The organism is Cupriavidus sp. PET2-C1, assembly GCF_054515855.1.
On sequence record NZ_CM137259.1, the window covers coordinates 3,411,608 to 3,426,925 of the forward strand.

General features: G+C 57.5%; 13 protein-coding genes. 5 read left to right on the forward strand and 8 right to left on the reverse strand.

All coding sequences use genetic code 11. The features are described 5' to 3' along the window. Positions 1-75 precede the first annotated feature (75 nt). Both ACX12D_RS15360 and ACX12D_RS15365 read left to right on the forward strand, forming a co-directional pair. The gene (locus ACX12D_RS15360) at positions 76-1,017 is read left to right on the forward strand and encodes a CysB family HTH-type transcriptional regulator (RefSeq protein ID WP_006159509.1); all 942 of its coding nucleotides are present in this window, start codon (positions 76-78) and stop codon (positions 1,015-1,017) included. Positions 1,018-1,242: 225 nt separating this feature from the next. Beyond that, positions 1,243-2,394 carry a 50S ribosomal protein L11 methyltransferase gene (locus ACX12D_RS15365; RefSeq protein ID WP_459371779.1) on the forward strand — a complete coding sequence of 384 codons (1,152 nt, stop codon included), beginning with the start codon at positions 1,243-1,245 and terminating at the stop codon, positions 2,392-2,394. A gap of 174 nt (positions 2,395-2,568) precedes the next feature. Here the strand turns inward: ACX12D_RS15365 and ACX12D_RS15370 are convergent, their stop codons facing one another. Further along, positions 2,569-2,721 carry a DUF1484 family protein gene (locus ACX12D_RS15370; protein WP_241754344.1) on the reverse strand — a complete coding sequence of 51 codons (153 nt, stop codon included), beginning with the start codon at positions 2,719-2,721 and terminating at the stop codon, positions 2,569-2,571. Between the two features lie 223 nt (positions 2,722-2,944). On the opposite strand from ACX12D_RS15370, the gene ACX12D_RS15375 reads away from it, so the two are divergent. After that, a complete protein-coding gene (locus tag ACX12D_RS15375; protein WP_459371780.1) occupies positions 2,945-4,147 on the forward strand; it encodes a DUF6402 family protein in 1,203 nt (400 codons plus the stop codon). A 494-nt stretch (positions 4,148-4,641) separates the two neighbouring features. On the opposite strand, the gene ACX12D_RS15380 is transcribed toward ACX12D_RS15375, so the two are convergent. The 4 genes from ACX12D_RS15380 to ACX12D_RS15395 form a co-directional block, all read right to left on the reverse strand. Beyond that, positions 4,642-5,010, reverse strand: a complete 369-nt coding sequence (locus ACX12D_RS15380; RefSeq protein WP_459371781.1) for a DUF1484 family protein — start codon at positions 5,008-5,010, stop codon at positions 4,642-4,644. A 663-nt stretch (positions 5,011-5,673) separates the two neighbouring features. Continuing rightward, the gene (locus ACX12D_RS15385) at positions 5,674-6,180 is read right to left on the reverse strand and encodes a hypothetical protein (protein WP_459371782.1); all 507 of its coding nucleotides are present in this window, start codon (positions 6,178-6,180) and stop codon (positions 5,674-5,676) included. 434 nt (positions 6,181-6,614) lie between these two features. Continuing rightward, positions 6,615-7,040 (reverse strand): GNAT family N-acetyltransferase, encoded by a 426-nt coding sequence (locus ACX12D_RS15390; RefSeq protein WP_459371783.1) that lies wholly within the window; start codon positions 7,038-7,040, stop codon positions 6,615-6,617. 215 nt (positions 7,041-7,255) lie between these two features. Continuing rightward, a complete protein-coding gene (locus ACX12D_RS15395; RefSeq protein WP_459371784.1) occupies positions 7,256-8,101 on the reverse strand; it encodes a hypothetical protein in 846 nt (281 codons plus the stop codon). A 658-nt stretch (positions 8,102-8,759) separates the two neighbouring features. Between ACX12D_RS15395 and ACX12D_RS15400 the strand changes: the two genes are divergently transcribed. Together ACX12D_RS15400 and ACX12D_RS15405 are read left to right on the forward strand one after the other, a co-directional pair. Next, positions 8,760-9,053, forward strand: a complete 294-nt coding sequence (locus tag ACX12D_RS15400) for a cyclic-phosphate processing receiver domain-containing protein (RefSeq protein WP_459371785.1) — start codon at positions 8,760-8,762, stop codon at positions 9,051-9,053. A gap of 131 nt (positions 9,054-9,184) precedes the next feature. Then, complete coding sequence (locus ACX12D_RS15405; RefSeq protein WP_459371786.1) at positions 9,185-9,781, forward strand: hypothetical protein; 597 nt, start codon at positions 9,185-9,187, stop codon at positions 9,779-9,781. 57 nt (positions 9,782-9,838) lie between these two features. Here ACX12D_RS15405 and ACX12D_RS15410 read toward each other — a convergent pair whose 3' ends face one another. The 3 genes from ACX12D_RS15410 to ACX12D_RS15420 form a co-directional block, all read right to left on the reverse strand. Continuing rightward, on the reverse strand, positions 9,839-11,296 hold the full coding sequence (locus tag ACX12D_RS15410; protein ID WP_459371787.1) for a hypothetical protein: 1,458 nt from the start codon (positions 11,294-11,296) through the stop codon (positions 9,839-9,841). After that, entirely contained in the window at positions 11,293-13,809 is a 2,517-nt protein-coding gene (locus ACX12D_RS15415) for a hypothetical protein (protein WP_459371788.1), read from the reverse strand. The genes ACX12D_RS15410 and ACX12D_RS15415 overlap by 4 nt, the downstream gene beginning before the upstream one ends. A 426-nt stretch (positions 13,810-14,235) precedes the next feature. Next, complete coding sequence (locus ACX12D_RS15420; RefSeq protein WP_459371789.1) at positions 14,236-15,072, reverse strand: NYN domain-containing protein; 837 nt, start codon at positions 15,070-15,072, stop codon at positions 14,236-14,238. Positions 15,073-15,318: the final 246 nt, after the last annotated feature.

A 15,318-nucleotide genomic window follows, 5' to 3' on the forward strand; every position in this document is an offset into this window, starting at 1 on the left:
AGTTCGAGAATCGTAATAAACTGCCCTCATATCTCAAACTAATAAGAAGTTGTTTGTTTATACGAACACAGTTATATGAACCTGCATCAGTTCCGCTTTGTGCGCGAAGCCGTACGTCAGAACTACAACCTGACCGAAGCCGCTAAAGCGCTCTACACGTCACAACCCGGTGTCTCCAAGGCCATCATCGAGCTGGAAGAAGAGCTCGGCGTGGACATCTTTACCCGCCACGGCAAGCGCATCCGCAGCCTGACGGAGCCCGGCCGCCGCATCCTGGAGTCGGTAGAAAAGATCCTGCAAGAAGTGGAAAGCCTGAAACGCGTAGGCAAGGACTACGCCGCCCAGGACCAGGGCAACTTCACCATCGCCACCACCCACACGCAAGCGCGCTACGCCCTGCCCCGGGTGATCGCGGAGTTTACCAAGCGCTACCCCAAGGTGCGCCTTTCCATACAACAGGGCAATCCCACCCAGATCGCCGACATGGTGCTGCACGACCACGCCGACATCGGGATCGCCACCGAAGGCATCTCGGCCGACAAAAACCTCATCTCCCTGCCCGGCTACCAATGGCAGCACGTGATCGTCATGCCCCCCGATCACCCCCTGCTAGAAAAAAAGCACCTGGCGCTGGAAGACCTGATGGGTTACCCACTCATCACTTATGATCCCAACTTCGCCGGCCGCCCCAAGATCGACAAAGCCTTTGAGCTGCGCCACCTCAAGCCCGACATCATCCTGGAAGCCATCGACGCCGACGTCATCAAGACCTATGTAGAAATCGGCCTGGGCGTCGGCATTGTCGCCGGCGTGGCCTTTGATGCCGAGCGCGACCGCAACCTGCGCGGCATCCCCGCCGGGCACCTGTTCGGCACCAATGTGACGCACCTGGCTGTAAAGCAAGGCGCCTACCTGCGCAGCTTTGTGTATACCTTTATTGAGTTGTTCTCCCCAACGCTCAACCGCAAGCTGGTAGAACAAGCCATGTCGGGCGAACACGAAGCCTACGAACTCTGACGCATCACCCCTACCCTACCCAATCCTGCGCGGCTGACCATAGACATAGATAGAGACAGAGAGACAGCCACCAGCCGCGCCATGCCAGCCCCGCCACGGCGCCCCGGATAAGCCACCGGCGCACCGCGGGGACGGATCACCTTGAATGGCCAACCCAGGTTGGCCAGACTTATCAGCACAACGCAGCACAACCCATTGGCCGCCCCAGGCAGCCAGAAAGACCCTATGACAGAGCAAGCCACCATCCACTGGACCGAAAACGGCGAAGAACGCAGCGCAAACTGGCAATCCGAAGCCGGCATGCCCCCGCCCAAGCGCGTCGTCATCGCAGACGACACCACCACCGGCGACACCGCCTACCGCCTCGCCTGCGAAGGCACTGCCATGCTCTGGCGCGGCGACTTCCAAAACGCCCGCCAGCTGCTCCAAGCCCTGGCCCGCCGCGCCGACAAGCCCAAGAAAGCCGCCAAGGCCGCCAAGGTGCCCAAGGCCAAGCCCACCCCCACCGAAGCCTTCCACCTGCACCGCCAGGCCCAGTCCCAGCGCGCCCGCACGCTCTCCATGCTGCTGCTGCCCTTTGACGCCGACCACCTCGTGCCCCTGCGCCGCTCCCCCGATGTGCGCGAAGCCTGCCTCGAAGCCTACGGCGAGGTCGACGCTCCCTACGTGGCATCCATGCGCGAACTCCTCGGCCTGATCGGCGCCCACGAGTGGCGTAAAAAAGGCGTGGAAATCCCCGCCCTGGCCGAACGCATCCACCCCTACTACGGCGTGTTCTCCCCCGTGCGCGGCGAATACATCGACCTGGTGGCCAAGGCCCAGCTACCCGCCGGCGCCCTCAACCTCGCCTTCGACATCGGCACCGGCACCGGTGTGCTGGCCGCCCTGCTAGCCCAGCGTGGCGTCAAACGCGTGATCGCCACCGACATGGACCCGCGCGCACTCGCCTGCGCCAGCGACAACATCCACCGCCTGAAAGCCGCCGCCCAGGTCGAAGTGGTGGAAGCCGACCTATTCCCCGAAGGCCGCGCCCCGCTGGTGGTGTGCAACCCGCCATGGGTACCGGCACGCCCCAACTCGCCGATTGAACGCGCGGTGTATGACCCCGACTGCCAGATGCTGAAGGGCTTTATCGCCGGGCTGGCGGATCACCTGGAGCCCAAGGGCGAAGGCTGGCTGCTGCTGTCGGACCTGGCGGAACACCTTGGCCTGCGCACGCGGGACCAGTTGCTGGGCTGGATTGACGAAGCCGGGCTGAAGGTGCTGGGGCGGTTGGAAGTGAAGCCGAACCACCCGAAGGCTGCGGACATGACCGACCCGCTGCACGCTGCGCGTGCGGCTGAGGTGACTTCGCTGTGGCGTTTGGGTATCAAGTAAGCTGCAGCCGATAAACCGGGCGACGCTCGTCGCCTTGGTTCAAAGACACCAGAGCCGTTTCAACCTCCGCTCTGTTGTCTCCCCTCTCCCGCCTGCGGGAGAGGGGCGGGGGAGAGGGCGGGAGCGAGCAAGAGCGAAGCATCTCACCCTTCCACAAGCCCCCTACCCCCTACCTCAAAGCAACCCCTGCACCCGATTCAAAGCCGCATCCAACTGCTGCTTCAACGGCGTCAGCAAACAATGCAGGCCGTGACTGTCTTCTACCTCGTCACTGTCGTAATCCAGCAATCTCAGAACGGAGCCAAGGCCTGCGCTAACGCGTAGCAAGTCGGCACAGCTTTCCTGCGCGATGCCTTGGGCGTCGTTGCGCAGCGCGTCTAGTTGGTAGGCTAGTTCCTGGACGATGCAACGTATAGCACGACGCTAAGCATGACGGTGCAGCGCGCCTCGTTTTCAATAATTTGCATTTTCCCGACTGAAAATAGGAATCGTCTGATTTTCATCTGATTAAGCCTCTGCTAAAAGAGAAAATTTGGTGATGAGAGCGACTATGAAAAGGTCAGAAAGGCGGATACCATTTTTTGAGCAACGGTTCATTAAGCCCCTGTGGGTGCTCAGACGCGAACAGGAAGGATGCACCATTGAGGACGTAGAAGAGTTCTATGTCTCCACGGAACGGCTTGCACCCCTCCTACGCGACCAACCCCCATCGCCGCCCGCGCCGCCAAAGCCGAAAGCACCAGAGCGCCCGCCGAAATCGCTCATAGAGAGCATTCTAGAGTTTCGAGAATGGCTGAACACGCCGCCACCGCCAAAGCCAACGCCGACTCCCGCCGCGCCGGCAATCAAGAAGCCGCGCATTAAACCGTTTGATCTACAGGATATTCCTGGCGCGATGGATCGCATCGGCTGGCCTATGTCGGCCAAGGTCATGCGTAAATGGTTATCTGGCGAGTTGAACTATGCAGACTCGGACGAAGGCGCGCGTATTGGCATTAACCAGAACGGCGATCCATTTCCGCAAAGCATGATCGACACAACCATGTTCAAATTGAAATGGATACTGGGATTTGAACGAGCAAAAGAAAAATATGATTGGCTAATAGATGAATCGATATACTCGAAATCCGCAAGAGAAGCTATCATCAAGATATTTTCGAAACATCGCCCATCGCCCTATCACAGGGACGCGTGGAAGCTATGCGATGGCGATATGCACAGATACCATAATGAGTTCCAATTCCAGCTAAAGCAGATAGATTCGGAAAATACAGAAAAATTCCTTATGTTACTGAGAGGCATTGCAATGCCGCATGGGCTATTGATGGATGACCTATACGGCTCTCTTGGAGCGTTCTCACTAAATGCAGCAATAGGCGGATTCTTCTTCCACAAGGTCACTGACAAGCGCATGCTCGTTGAGATATTGGACATTTCTGTGTATATGCGTGATGTTTTTACATTTCACGACAGAGGAAAAAGAGGATCACAATACCTTGGTCACTGGAATAGAAAAGGCTTCATCATTGTGCCAAGCGCAACAGCTCTGGGCGAGATAACATCGAATGATTGGATTATGGCACCGGTAGCAAGGCATGGGATCATTTCTGACCACAGTATTTACCACCCCGTGAGAAACAAGGACTACCGCGACTGGCAGCTAAAGCACAATCAAGGCGGCGATCTTATTCTCTACTCGGATAGACGACAAATAAGACTTCAAAATCGGCTAATTGTGGAGTTCGACCTATGAAAATAGGCGCAGAAACCAAATCCGAACCTCGGCTACGTTCGGCAATCAGGCTAGCGGCATTAGCCGCGGCTGCTGTATTTCTTGTTCCCTATGGCTTGGATGCAAGAGACAGATCGACCGCGCACGAATGCAAGCGGGAGGATTTTGGTGATTACATAGGTGAAACCTGCTATTTAGCGCGTGAGTACGGCACTTTATTTCGCCTTTATGCTGCGCGTAGCGATGAATTACTCGCAGAGCGCACGTACCTTGACCCCGACGCTCCGCGCCTACTTTGGTTTCACGACCATGTGCTGTATGACATCGGGGCGCGCGATGGTAAGGGCTATGTGACACTGCCCCCGACGCGTTGGGACTGGCTACGGGCCAGACTCCCGTAACGAACGAAGGCGCTTGCTTCATGCCGTTTGTGGACTGACAGACGTGAACCGGCTGTTTGGGGAGGGGGCCGCAGCAGCGACACGCTCAGAGCCTACTCGCCCCCTCCTCCTACCTCAAAGCAACCCCTGCACCCGGTTCAAAGCCGCATCCAACTGCTGCTTCAACGGCGTCAGCAAGCAGTGCAACCCGTGGCTGTCTTCTACCTCGTCACTGTCGTAATCCAGCAATCTCAGAACGGAGCCAAGGCCTGCGCTAACGCGTAGCAAGTCGGCACAGCTTTCCTGCGCGATGCCTTGGGCGTCGTTGCGCAACGCGTCTAGTTGGTACGCTAGTTCCTGGACGCTTAGCTTTGTGGGGGTGTCTGCTGGGAAGGTGATGCGGATCAGGTCGGCGAGCAGGTCGGATTGCCGGGAGAGGGTGAGCGTGCGCTCGGGTGGATCGACGTAGGTGGTTTGCTCGGCACGAGCGAAGGTGTCAGACATAGCGGCTTCCTAGTTTGGGTTGGAAGACCCGCCTCTCATTTCCACGTGAGGGTGGCGGGCCCGCAGCGAGGGTGGAAATACCGGAAACGTAGGAAACCGGCCAGCCCGAAAGCTGCCCCGCTCGGCCCGCCGTAGACATACTACGCGCGCACGAACGCATGGACACAAAAAAGCCGCAAATAGCGGCTGTCCGCCTACGTTTTCCGGGTTTCCACGCCCGATCACCTTTGTTTGAGGTGATGGGGGGATTCTCGGGCAGGTGTGGGGGGTTGTCAATCTGGAGGGGACTTTCGCTGTGGACGACTTCTGCTATCCGGTCACGTGATCGGCGTGATAGCGCTTGTAGCAGTCGCTCGTCGGCCCCGTGCTGATGCCTGTTTTGAATCGAAGGGAAGCGAGGAGTCAACGTCCTGGTTTGAACCCGGACGTTGACTCCTCGGCCGGCGCTCGATCGCCCCGACTCGGCACCGAATTTCCGTAGTCGACCCGCTGCAGACATACGCGCTTGCCCAAAGCGGTCATTGCGACTTCGCGAAAGCAGACGCTCGCGGCATGCGTTCGCCTTTGCCCATAACGGTATTTGAGTTCGTTCGACAGCGGTCATTCGACAGCGCACTACGTTAGGGGGGGGCGATGCGCTGCTTGGCAAAAAAGACTAGGCCGTTAGCGAATGCACCCGAGTGGCTTAGAAGCTTCTACGTCGGAACCATTCGGATTTGAGCGGCTGACAACCTGAACTTTGCACGTCGGAGCTGCATAACGATTGAACGAGGATTGGCCAACGGCGCGCAGCTGATAGTTTCCTCCCGCTTCCGGCGTGAAGGATAAAGCCTGACCGCAACTAAAACCATCCATGCCCATCATTGTCACCAAATGGATTGGTTGGTCCGCGTTGACCCAAATTCCTTCAGCATTGATGTTCGAGATTAGGGGGTTACCACGCGAGATGACGATTGCCCGCTTGCTATCTGGATACTCTTGACCGCACTTTGAAGGACCAGCTACTACGTCAACGGTCGCGAACCCAGAAATGAGCTTTACCGTTTGTACGTCGATGCTGAGTCGGGCACGAGGCGCAGCGGAATTCGGTTCGATGTATCTTGTCTTGGTGGCGCACCCCGACAAAATAACAATCGTGGCCGCGAGAGAAAATAGACTTGTTCGGTTCATGCTTTGAAGAAACTTCGATGAGAGGGGTTGGTGACTCTTCTCGCCCCCAAAACAACAGTTCGTTACAATCAATATAACGCTGCAACGGTCAGTTTGGCAACGAATAGCCTAGGTAAAAACACTCGGCACGGCCGCGAGCTTGGCTTGGTCAACGGCGGCCCTTCGGACTGCAAGTCGAAACGGCTAAGGGACATCTCCAAAGACCGCTTCCAGGCGAATCAGAGCGCGATGTCCAACGTCTCCTCGTGGCCGCGAAGGGACCTCAGTCATCAGGCAGCCGGCCGCCGCTTCCCAACTCGGTTCATTCAATAGCTCCAGGGCGAACGACCAATGCGGCCGAGGCATGGTCGTTGATTCGCTTCAGGCCGAAAGGCAGCTCCCGACTGGGGATTCAACCCGAAGCCGACATTCAATCGCGCGATCAAGGAAAGATGCTATTCCCCAGATAGGCGGAAGCTCATCTGAACACCATCGTAATAGGTACCGTCCAGGCAGATGGCTTCCGACTCTACGCCGCATGACTGAAAACCCAAGGCAATATAGAGCGCTACTGCAGCCAGATTGGGGACGTACACGGTCAAATTGACGCGGACTATATCATTTTCTCGCGCGTGCGAAAGCGCGCATGTCACAAGGTTTCGCCCCAATTCCTGGCGTCTTCGATGCGGGGAGACGAAAACGCCCCAGAGTAGAGCTCTATGCCGCGAAGACGGGAAGCGGTTGTACAAGGAGATCGCAGCGGTTCCGACAAGTTCTTCGCCTTCGAAGGCGCCGAAGACGGCATTCGGCGCGGGAGAAGAAAGCTGATCACGGAAACCTTCAATGGGCCGGGACAACTCTTCCTCCATGGTCAAGCCCATGGGAATCGGGTTATCTCGAGTAAGCGCACGGCGGAGGCGGGAGAACGACTCCGCGTCCGCTACTCCTAGCTGCCTAAGCATAGGGCATCCTCCATTTACGTATTCACCTTGTGTCCTGCTATTGCCGCAGGCTCGCATACCGCGTCCAACGCAAACCAGCCTCGGCACTCCCATCTGCTTGGTGAGCGCTGAGCAGCGGGCCCTGGATCAGTCGCTTATGATTGCACGGATCTCAAAGGCAGCAGCTTGGAATACGAAGTCAGGTCAGGGAGCCTCGCCACACTTGGCGAAGCGAGAAGAGCGCGTGCATTCACCGAATCTGGCGGAGCAGTCCTGATGTGCTGCTCCACCGCAGCACGGTATCTCGGGTCACCATCCAACGTATTGTCTAAGTAGAACGCCAGCTCAGCGTGGTCTCCTTTGTGTATGAGCCAAGAGGAAATGTGACCGAGTGAAAAGCCTAGCAGTGCAGCGATTCGGCTTTCTTCTAAAAGGCCGAGAGACTGTGGATATCGCGACCGGATGACCTCGTACGCCTGATTGCGAAGACGAGTTCCCCACACAGTCGCACTTCCGTCCACCAATAACTCCCAGATTGGGGTCCCGCAACAGTCCTCCCCGCTCCAGTACTTTATGGCGAGTTGCTCCCAGCCAGGAACAAGATTCGCATCAGCATCGAGCATCCGCGTAATCCAGTTCGCATCGACTCGAGTTGCAGTGCCATAGGTCAGCCCAACGTCAGTCAAGTATTCCGAGTCGATGTGCCCGCCCCAAGCAGCTTGCTCGGCAGCAAGCGCGCTCTCGACCTCATCGAAGACGAACATGCCGGAAAGCCGCGAGACAGCGCTGGGGAAATCGCGCACGCGAATTGCATCGATGGCAAGCTCCGACTGCAACCGCCGAAAATCACCCGAGTCAAAAATGTTCGCAAGGCGCAGCGATACAGCGCCTTGCCCATGCTGCGTCCATATCTGTTCCCGCGACATGAGGCTACCCCGATAGGTGTTCCAGGCTACCACTGGGTGTTCGATGTCGAGGTAGATGAATCCTTCTCTGTCCATATGTTCAGTTCTCAATGTGCGTTGCACTGAAACGGTCAGCGGAACCCCGCTTCTGAAACACTAGAAATCCAGACCGTTATACACGCGTCGCGAACGCGACCACCTATCTGGAGGGATTGCGGTGCGCTCAAATGGCCGCTTCTGGCCGGTAGCGAGCGATTGTCGCCGATGTCGGGACGTCCCAGATCCGCGGAAGACCCGATAACACAGACCTCAGGATTGGGGCCGATGTTTTCGCTTTTCCCACCGCATTGCGATGGCGAATGCCTGATGCCTGAGGCGCTGAGAAAACGCTTCCTGCCGGGAGACCGCAATGAGCAGGGCGGCTATTTCTTCGTCAACTGGTAGTCCCTCACAAAGCCAGGCGAGTGCTAGCTCAGACCAATAGTCAGTTGGCCACTTGAGGCCAGCGATCACAATATCTCTGGCTAGAGGCCCGTCGGGGTGGAGCTGCGCCATCGGCCGCTCAAGATGGATTACTAGTTCGGATGGGTTCATCGGTTGCCCGTCACGTCTGATTCTTGTTCACTCTACCGGCGATAGCGCCGATTTTGGCCACGAGTTTGGGGGTAACCATATTGGTGTAGGCGAAATATGAAGACTTCAGCATAATGCATGTCTCCCGTGCTGATGCACCCCTCTTCAGGGTGAAACAAACATGAAAGTGTTCCTTGATGATGAGCGGCCAACGCCCGACGGGTGGCGCCGCGTCTACTGGCCAGATGAGGCCGTCCAACTGCTCGAAAGCGGGGCCGTCGAGGAAATCAGCCTGGACCATGACCTGGGCAACGACGCCCGGGGCAACGGCTACGATGTCATCCTGTGGATTGAAGAGGCCGTCGCGCTGCGCGGGTTCAAGCCGCCAAGAATTATCGTGCACTCTGCGAATTCTTCGGCGGTCGACAAGATGCGAGCCGGCGTGCTCGCCATTGAGCGGCTGGCCAGCCGCTAACAGTTCAACTGAACGTTATGGAATTTGAGAATCTCCTGGACCCTTCATTTGACTCCGCATTCGCCGCCCGCCCCAGCCTGCCCTGGTGGCCTTGGGTTGGGTCAAAGTTCTCAACCTCGTCGGTGCGGACCATGGTGGTCGGCGAGAGCGTCTACAACTGGGGCGAGGGATTCGATGAGCGTTACAAGCAAGCCGATGGCCTGCGGGAAACGCACTACCGGCATGCCCTGAACTATTGCCGCGACTCCCCTTACGTGCGCAACATCGAGCGGGCTATCTATAGCGCGTCCGAGCCAAGTGAGGAGCAAAAGCGTGTGCTCTGGTCAACGGTGGCTTACCACAACCTAGTGCTGCAGCCACTCAAGTCCATCAAGAAACGACCGACCTACGCCCAATATCAGAACGGCTGGCAGGAGTTCTTGGACCTGTCCCGCCTGATGGCGATCGACCAAGCCATTGTCTATGGGCTCGAAGCCAAGAAGGTCGATGCGCTGGTGGAAGCCATCAAGCTCCGCGGGGCATCCTTCGAGCAAAACCGCTTGCCGGCGAAGGTCGGGCGGACGCGGCCGCGCTTGGTTACTATCGCAGACGATGGCCGCGCGCTGAAGCTACTCTTTATCCGTCACCCGAGCGCCTTCTTCAGTTGGCGCCAGTGGGCCCCGGTTATTCGCGAACATTTGCCTTTGCAGTTTGCTGTCGCGGCCGGGGCGCCGGTGATGACTGCGTGACTGTGGTTTGTGCCAACGGTGACCGGCGCGCTCTGTCCTGCTTTCTGACTCTCCATCTTATTGGCACACGGAACCGCGCGAGAGCGCGCTCGGCTTCTGCAAATTTCCTTGGATGATCAGTATGCAGACCTGGACACCATTTTCCAGGGATTGAAGGCCCACCAACTGCGCGGGGTCACGCGGCGGCCCATTCTTTGGGCTGCAATCCAGCACGCAGAGCACCGCAGTCTTTCTACCTTTCGCCACTGCATAGGATGCTGTCTGATTAGTAAAGCGCCGGCCATCCTCTAGAGCGAAAAGTGCCGATTTCCCAACCTTCAACTCGATAGGGATTCCACGGAACGATAGGTCGGTGGCACCACCCGCTGCGTTGGCATGTTCGTCCAGTTCGATCCCAATGGATGGGCTGCGTCGCAACGCAGCACGAACATCCTGTTGGAACTCCGCCTCAGACCGCGTGCCCGGAAACAGCGCGTCTTGAACCGCACTGCCAGCAAGATTGAACAGCGCCGCCAGGATTGTTAGCAGGTCAAGCAACTCCGGCTGCGCAATGCCCGGCACTCTGCGTAATGCTTCGCGAAACTCGATGAGGCGCCTGTCCATTGCAGGATAGCCGCACAAGGAACGCGACGGATCTGTGCCATCAATTAGCAGTGTACGATGTCCCACAATCGCAACTGGCTGCTCCGATTTGGGTGGAAAAAACTCGGCCGTATATTTGAATTCGAACGGCCTCGCATGGAGGCCTTGCGACACCTTCAAAATGGCGCGACCTCGCTGATGTAAGACGTACGGCGGATCACCAGCCGGACGGGAAAAACGAAAGCTCGGAAACTCGTACGTTGAGGCGGGCTCCACAGAAACCGGCGTAAGTTGCAATTCACTATGCTCCTCTGGCCACCGCGTGACGCGGACTTCCAACTCCAGATCGTGAACTTCTCCAGGCGTAAGCTGGTGGGTGTGCTGCGCGTCGATCAAGTCGATTTTGAACTTCAGAAATGCTACCGTGAGCGGGAGCGGTTCAGCCCCAGTCCGCTCGTCGAAGTGCGGGCCGTGCATCTTCCTTGTAAAAGGGATGTCTTGGGCAAACATGCCTAGCGGCAGCGGTACAGCACCGACTGCATTGAGAAGCTTCACGGCATCGTCCAAGCAAGATACATCAGGCAATGCTTTGCTGGCTTGGACCATACTGGCAGCCGCCACCTGGCTCTCATATTCCTTCAGCCAAAGTTGGTAGCGCGCCTTCGCGCTTCGTAAAAAGCGGTCAGCGTCCGGGAGCGCCGTCAAAACGGCATCGTGCCATTGGGCTAGAGTCGCCGAAATGCGCACCAGCCCCGCAAATGCAGCGTATGCGACAGCGGCGACTGGATGAGCAAATGACGCCGAAATCGAGTCCAGCTCGCCGGCCAGTGCACTCAGATCTTCCGTGTGTGTCTTCTCCGGGAACCCCAGCAACGCTTCCACAGCGTTCAAACGTGGCGAACGCACGTCGGGGCGGACTAGATTTTGTCTCATTCATTGCCTCTGCCGCGTTTCACGTCTTCAAAGATCTGCCGCCATTGGCTAGCACATTCGAGAGCATCCGCATGGTTTCCTACCGCTAGGTGTCGCTCGAACTCTATCCCAAGCACCGATAACTGCGCGTATTGCTTACGCACCAGCATCCGCGTTGAATCAGGCAATATGTCATGCGAATGGCCCGCAATCTTCGCGGCAATATCCCACACACCGACTACGCTGAAAACCTCGATGCAGGCTGCGGTCAACATCCAATCATCGGGGCGTTGCTCGCACAAGGTTACTAGGCTCGCCTGCATACCGAGCAAATAGTCTTTAGGAAGTTCACGCAGCAACGAGACCAATTGATCGTCATAGGTTTCATGACGCTCCTCCGACCGCAAGAGCTTCAGAAGCAGATCGGGAAAGCCTTTTATGGGTACAAGCCGCGTCAACATCCACGAGCGGCCGTGTTGTAGCACGATCGCTACGTCGACCTTCATCAATACTGCAACAAAGACGGGCCCCCATACACCAGCAAAGCGTGGCCTCTCATGCAAGCGACTCACTAGCAACTCGATACAAGTCACAAGAAACGAATCATGTTCGCGGTCGCCTTGAGCATACGCCCTGAAAATCGCCATCACCCGCTCGGTAATTCGATCTTCGTATTCCTCTGGAAAGGAAATACGCTCGAGTGCCTCGACGGCAGACTGATGAACACCGATGATCGGGTCAGACAACAGCAACAGAAATGCGTCATGCACAAGGGAAGGAAGGTCGGTCACGCGCGAGCGACGTAACTCCCGCAATGCCTGCGCGGCCGCCATCCTCACCAACGCGGACTCCCCGACCATTGCGCCATACAGAAACGGGAGTACGGCATTCGTCGATGCCGCTGTGTGCATCAACGGCGGCAAAGCCTTGATGAGAGCGCTGCGGAACTGCTCCGGCCACTGTACGTCGCTAGCGATGAAGTCAATGAATTTCCCCGCAGCAGTGGTACTTTCGGCCGCCGCGCTACTCGCCCATTCCAGAATGGCAGCACGCAGACCAGCCAATTGCTGCCGTCTGTTGCGGTGGTCCATTTGCGCAAGGAAAGCGCTCGCTTCGTCAGAAGACACCTGCACCGGCGAATTAGTGACGTCCGCGAGCGCCTGATCCAACAACGCAGCCGTTCCCAGCAGGAGTTCCATTTGATCGCATGCGACCTGAGTAAGCTGCTCCGGAAAGTGCCGCAAGGCTTCGTGAATCTCCTGCATCACATCTTGATTCTGCGTCGCTGCAACCCACGTCAAGAGGCGGCGTAGCGCTGTTCCGTAAGGCCTGAGATTGGGAATCACGTCGACAGATTCAAAGCGACTGCCTGGCAATCTCAGCAAAGTGGAGTAAACGCCGGCGATCCGCCCTTCGCCAGCAGAGGAAGCTCCTTGATAGTAATTTACGAGCAATATGTCGACCTGCTGATCGTCTGCCAGCATGGCATAGACGAGCGCCCGCTCCAGCTCGTGCACGACATTGCGCATTTCCGAGTCCGACTCGATATCGACTAAGGAATCGACTCGAGCGAGTTTTGCAGCAAGGCTGCGAACCAAACTCAATGGATAGGCATTGCCACCATACGCGAGCGGAATCGCTCTCGCCGCAGCCTTGACAATGAAACCCGAGTGACTAGCAACCGGACTATCTAGCGCCTTTTCCACAGCCTCGGGAAATCTAGACACCAAAGCCTGCAGCGCCTCGGGGCGCTTCTCGGGTTCGGAAAAATCAAAGTCGCTACGCGGCGGCGCAGCCAGCAAGCACAAGCTCTTAACGGCCGTTTTCACTTGGGAGGCATCAACCAAGTCAAGGTGTGCCAGCATGACTTCCGCTGCAGTCTCGATATTGCATTCCCTCGAGAGACATTGCATCGCGCAAGAAACGAGCCGCTTGTGGTCCTGGGATACTATCCGCAGACAGCTCAATGCCGTTTCAACCACCCACGCCTCGTTCGATTCAATCAGATAGAAGAGGTGGTCGACAACGTCATCGGTAAACACCTCGGGCGCGAGATGGGCAGTTGCAATGATCTTCTCGGACGCTGACTCCGTACGAGTTTGATCCAATGCCTGCAGGTCATCAATCAAGGTAGCAACGGGTACTGCGGCATTGGCCTGAAGTGTAGCGCGCACTTTCTGGCGGAAATCGAATTCGTCGCGAAGCTTTTTTTCCTGCCGCTCTTGATCGGCGACCCTGGCAGCCACCTGCCGGTCTCGACGGCCCACGAGCTCCACAAGATTGGGGAAACGCAACGGTTGACGGACCGTGCAATTTAAGCAATTTCGATCATAGAACGCGAGCGCCGCCTCCTCAAGATGCCAAGTTGCGAACCCGCCAGCAGGGGCGTGGTCACAGGCCATTGAGTGATGGCCGATCGGGAAACCGGTAGCGGCCTCGATCATCCCAGTACCACCGATTTTTTCGATCCTCGCGTGGCCACACCAGTTCTGGATAAGAACCTTAACTTCCTGGTTGCGCTGGCCGACTTCCACGGTCCGCTGGTAATCCCGTTCGCTAACCATGAGCTTAGAACCTCTGTTGTTTCGGAGAGAACAGATGCCGAAATTCATTTTAATCGATCGGCGCACCGAAAACGTGCAATGTCCGCTCCGGGTCGAAGCTGTGTGAAAACTCGCGCCGAACGTGCCAGCCGACGAACTCGACCGGTCAGATCGTCGCGTATTGGCTTGGAAGCGGTTCGGGAAGGGTAAAGCGCCCCCCCGAAAACCGGGTACTTGGGCGTTTTCACACAGCCTCGGCCGGTTGCCGACGCCGGCTGCAGTCAGATAGCCTTGGATCGCTGCGGCCGGCTAAGGGCGGCCGGTCGCACTTGAGACTTCAACTTCCCTGGTGCACTATCGCGTGCCGCGTCTTGCCGTATGAGGGTCTCGTTCTCTCATTTAGTCCTCGCTGCGGCCTCACCTGGGCTTCAGGTAGAGCTGCTTCTGAGCTTGGCCGGGCACGGCGCGCTCTTCCGTCACGAAGATGTCCTGGCGCGACCTCACCAGGTCGGATAGCTTCCTGAACCCATAGACCCGGGAGTCAAAGTCCGGCTGCAGTTTCGTGAGGTAACTGCCAAAGGTGCCCAAATGCGCCCAGCCATTCTCGTCGGACGACTGGTCGAGCGCGGAAAGCATGAAGTCCTCCGGGAAGCTAGGCGCCACGGCATGGGTAACGGCAGCCGCCAGTGGTAGTGCAGGAGCCACTAGGGGCTCAGGCCTGGCCGCAGCCGGGACGGTTTCCGCCGGTGCGAGCCGCAGCAACTCCGTGAGCACGAACTTGTTGCAGGCATTCCGGAACGCATCCGGCGTCTTCTGTTCCCCAAAGCCCAGCACAACCAGCCCCTCTTCCCGAATCCGGGTCGCCAGCCCGGTGAAGTCACTGTCGCTTGTCACGAGACAGAAGCCATCGAAGCGCCGGGTGTACAGCAAATCCATCGCGTCAATGATGAGAGTGCAGTCCGTTGCGTTCTTGCCGGTGGTGTATGCGAACTGCTGAACTGGCTTGATGGCGTACTTCTGGAGGACCTTCTTCCAGGAGGCGCTGTTCGGCGACGTGAAGTCACCATAGATGCGCTTCACAGTTGCCTCCCCGAATCTTGCCACTTCCCCGAGAATGCCCTCGATGACCGCAGCTTGCGCGTTGTCAGCGTCGATTAGGACGGCAAGCCGCAGCGCCGGCTCTTCAGCTTCGATTTTGGCCACGAGTTTGGGGGTAGCCATATTGGTATAGGCGAAATATGAAGACTTCAGCATAATGCAGATCTCCCGTGCTGATGCACCCCTCTTCAGGGTGAAGCAAACATGTGGAACCATGAACGTGAACTTCGGGACGTGCGCACGGAAAGAGTTGCGGATTCCTTTGTTGCATTCCTTGCGTCTGTGCACACCGCCTAGCCGATCCGTTTTCGCTGCGCCTATCCAGTTTCTACTGGGGTAATGTGCCCCGAGCGTCGAGTGCAGCGCTGAAGTTCGCTTTTGCATCAACGTATGACCGCATTG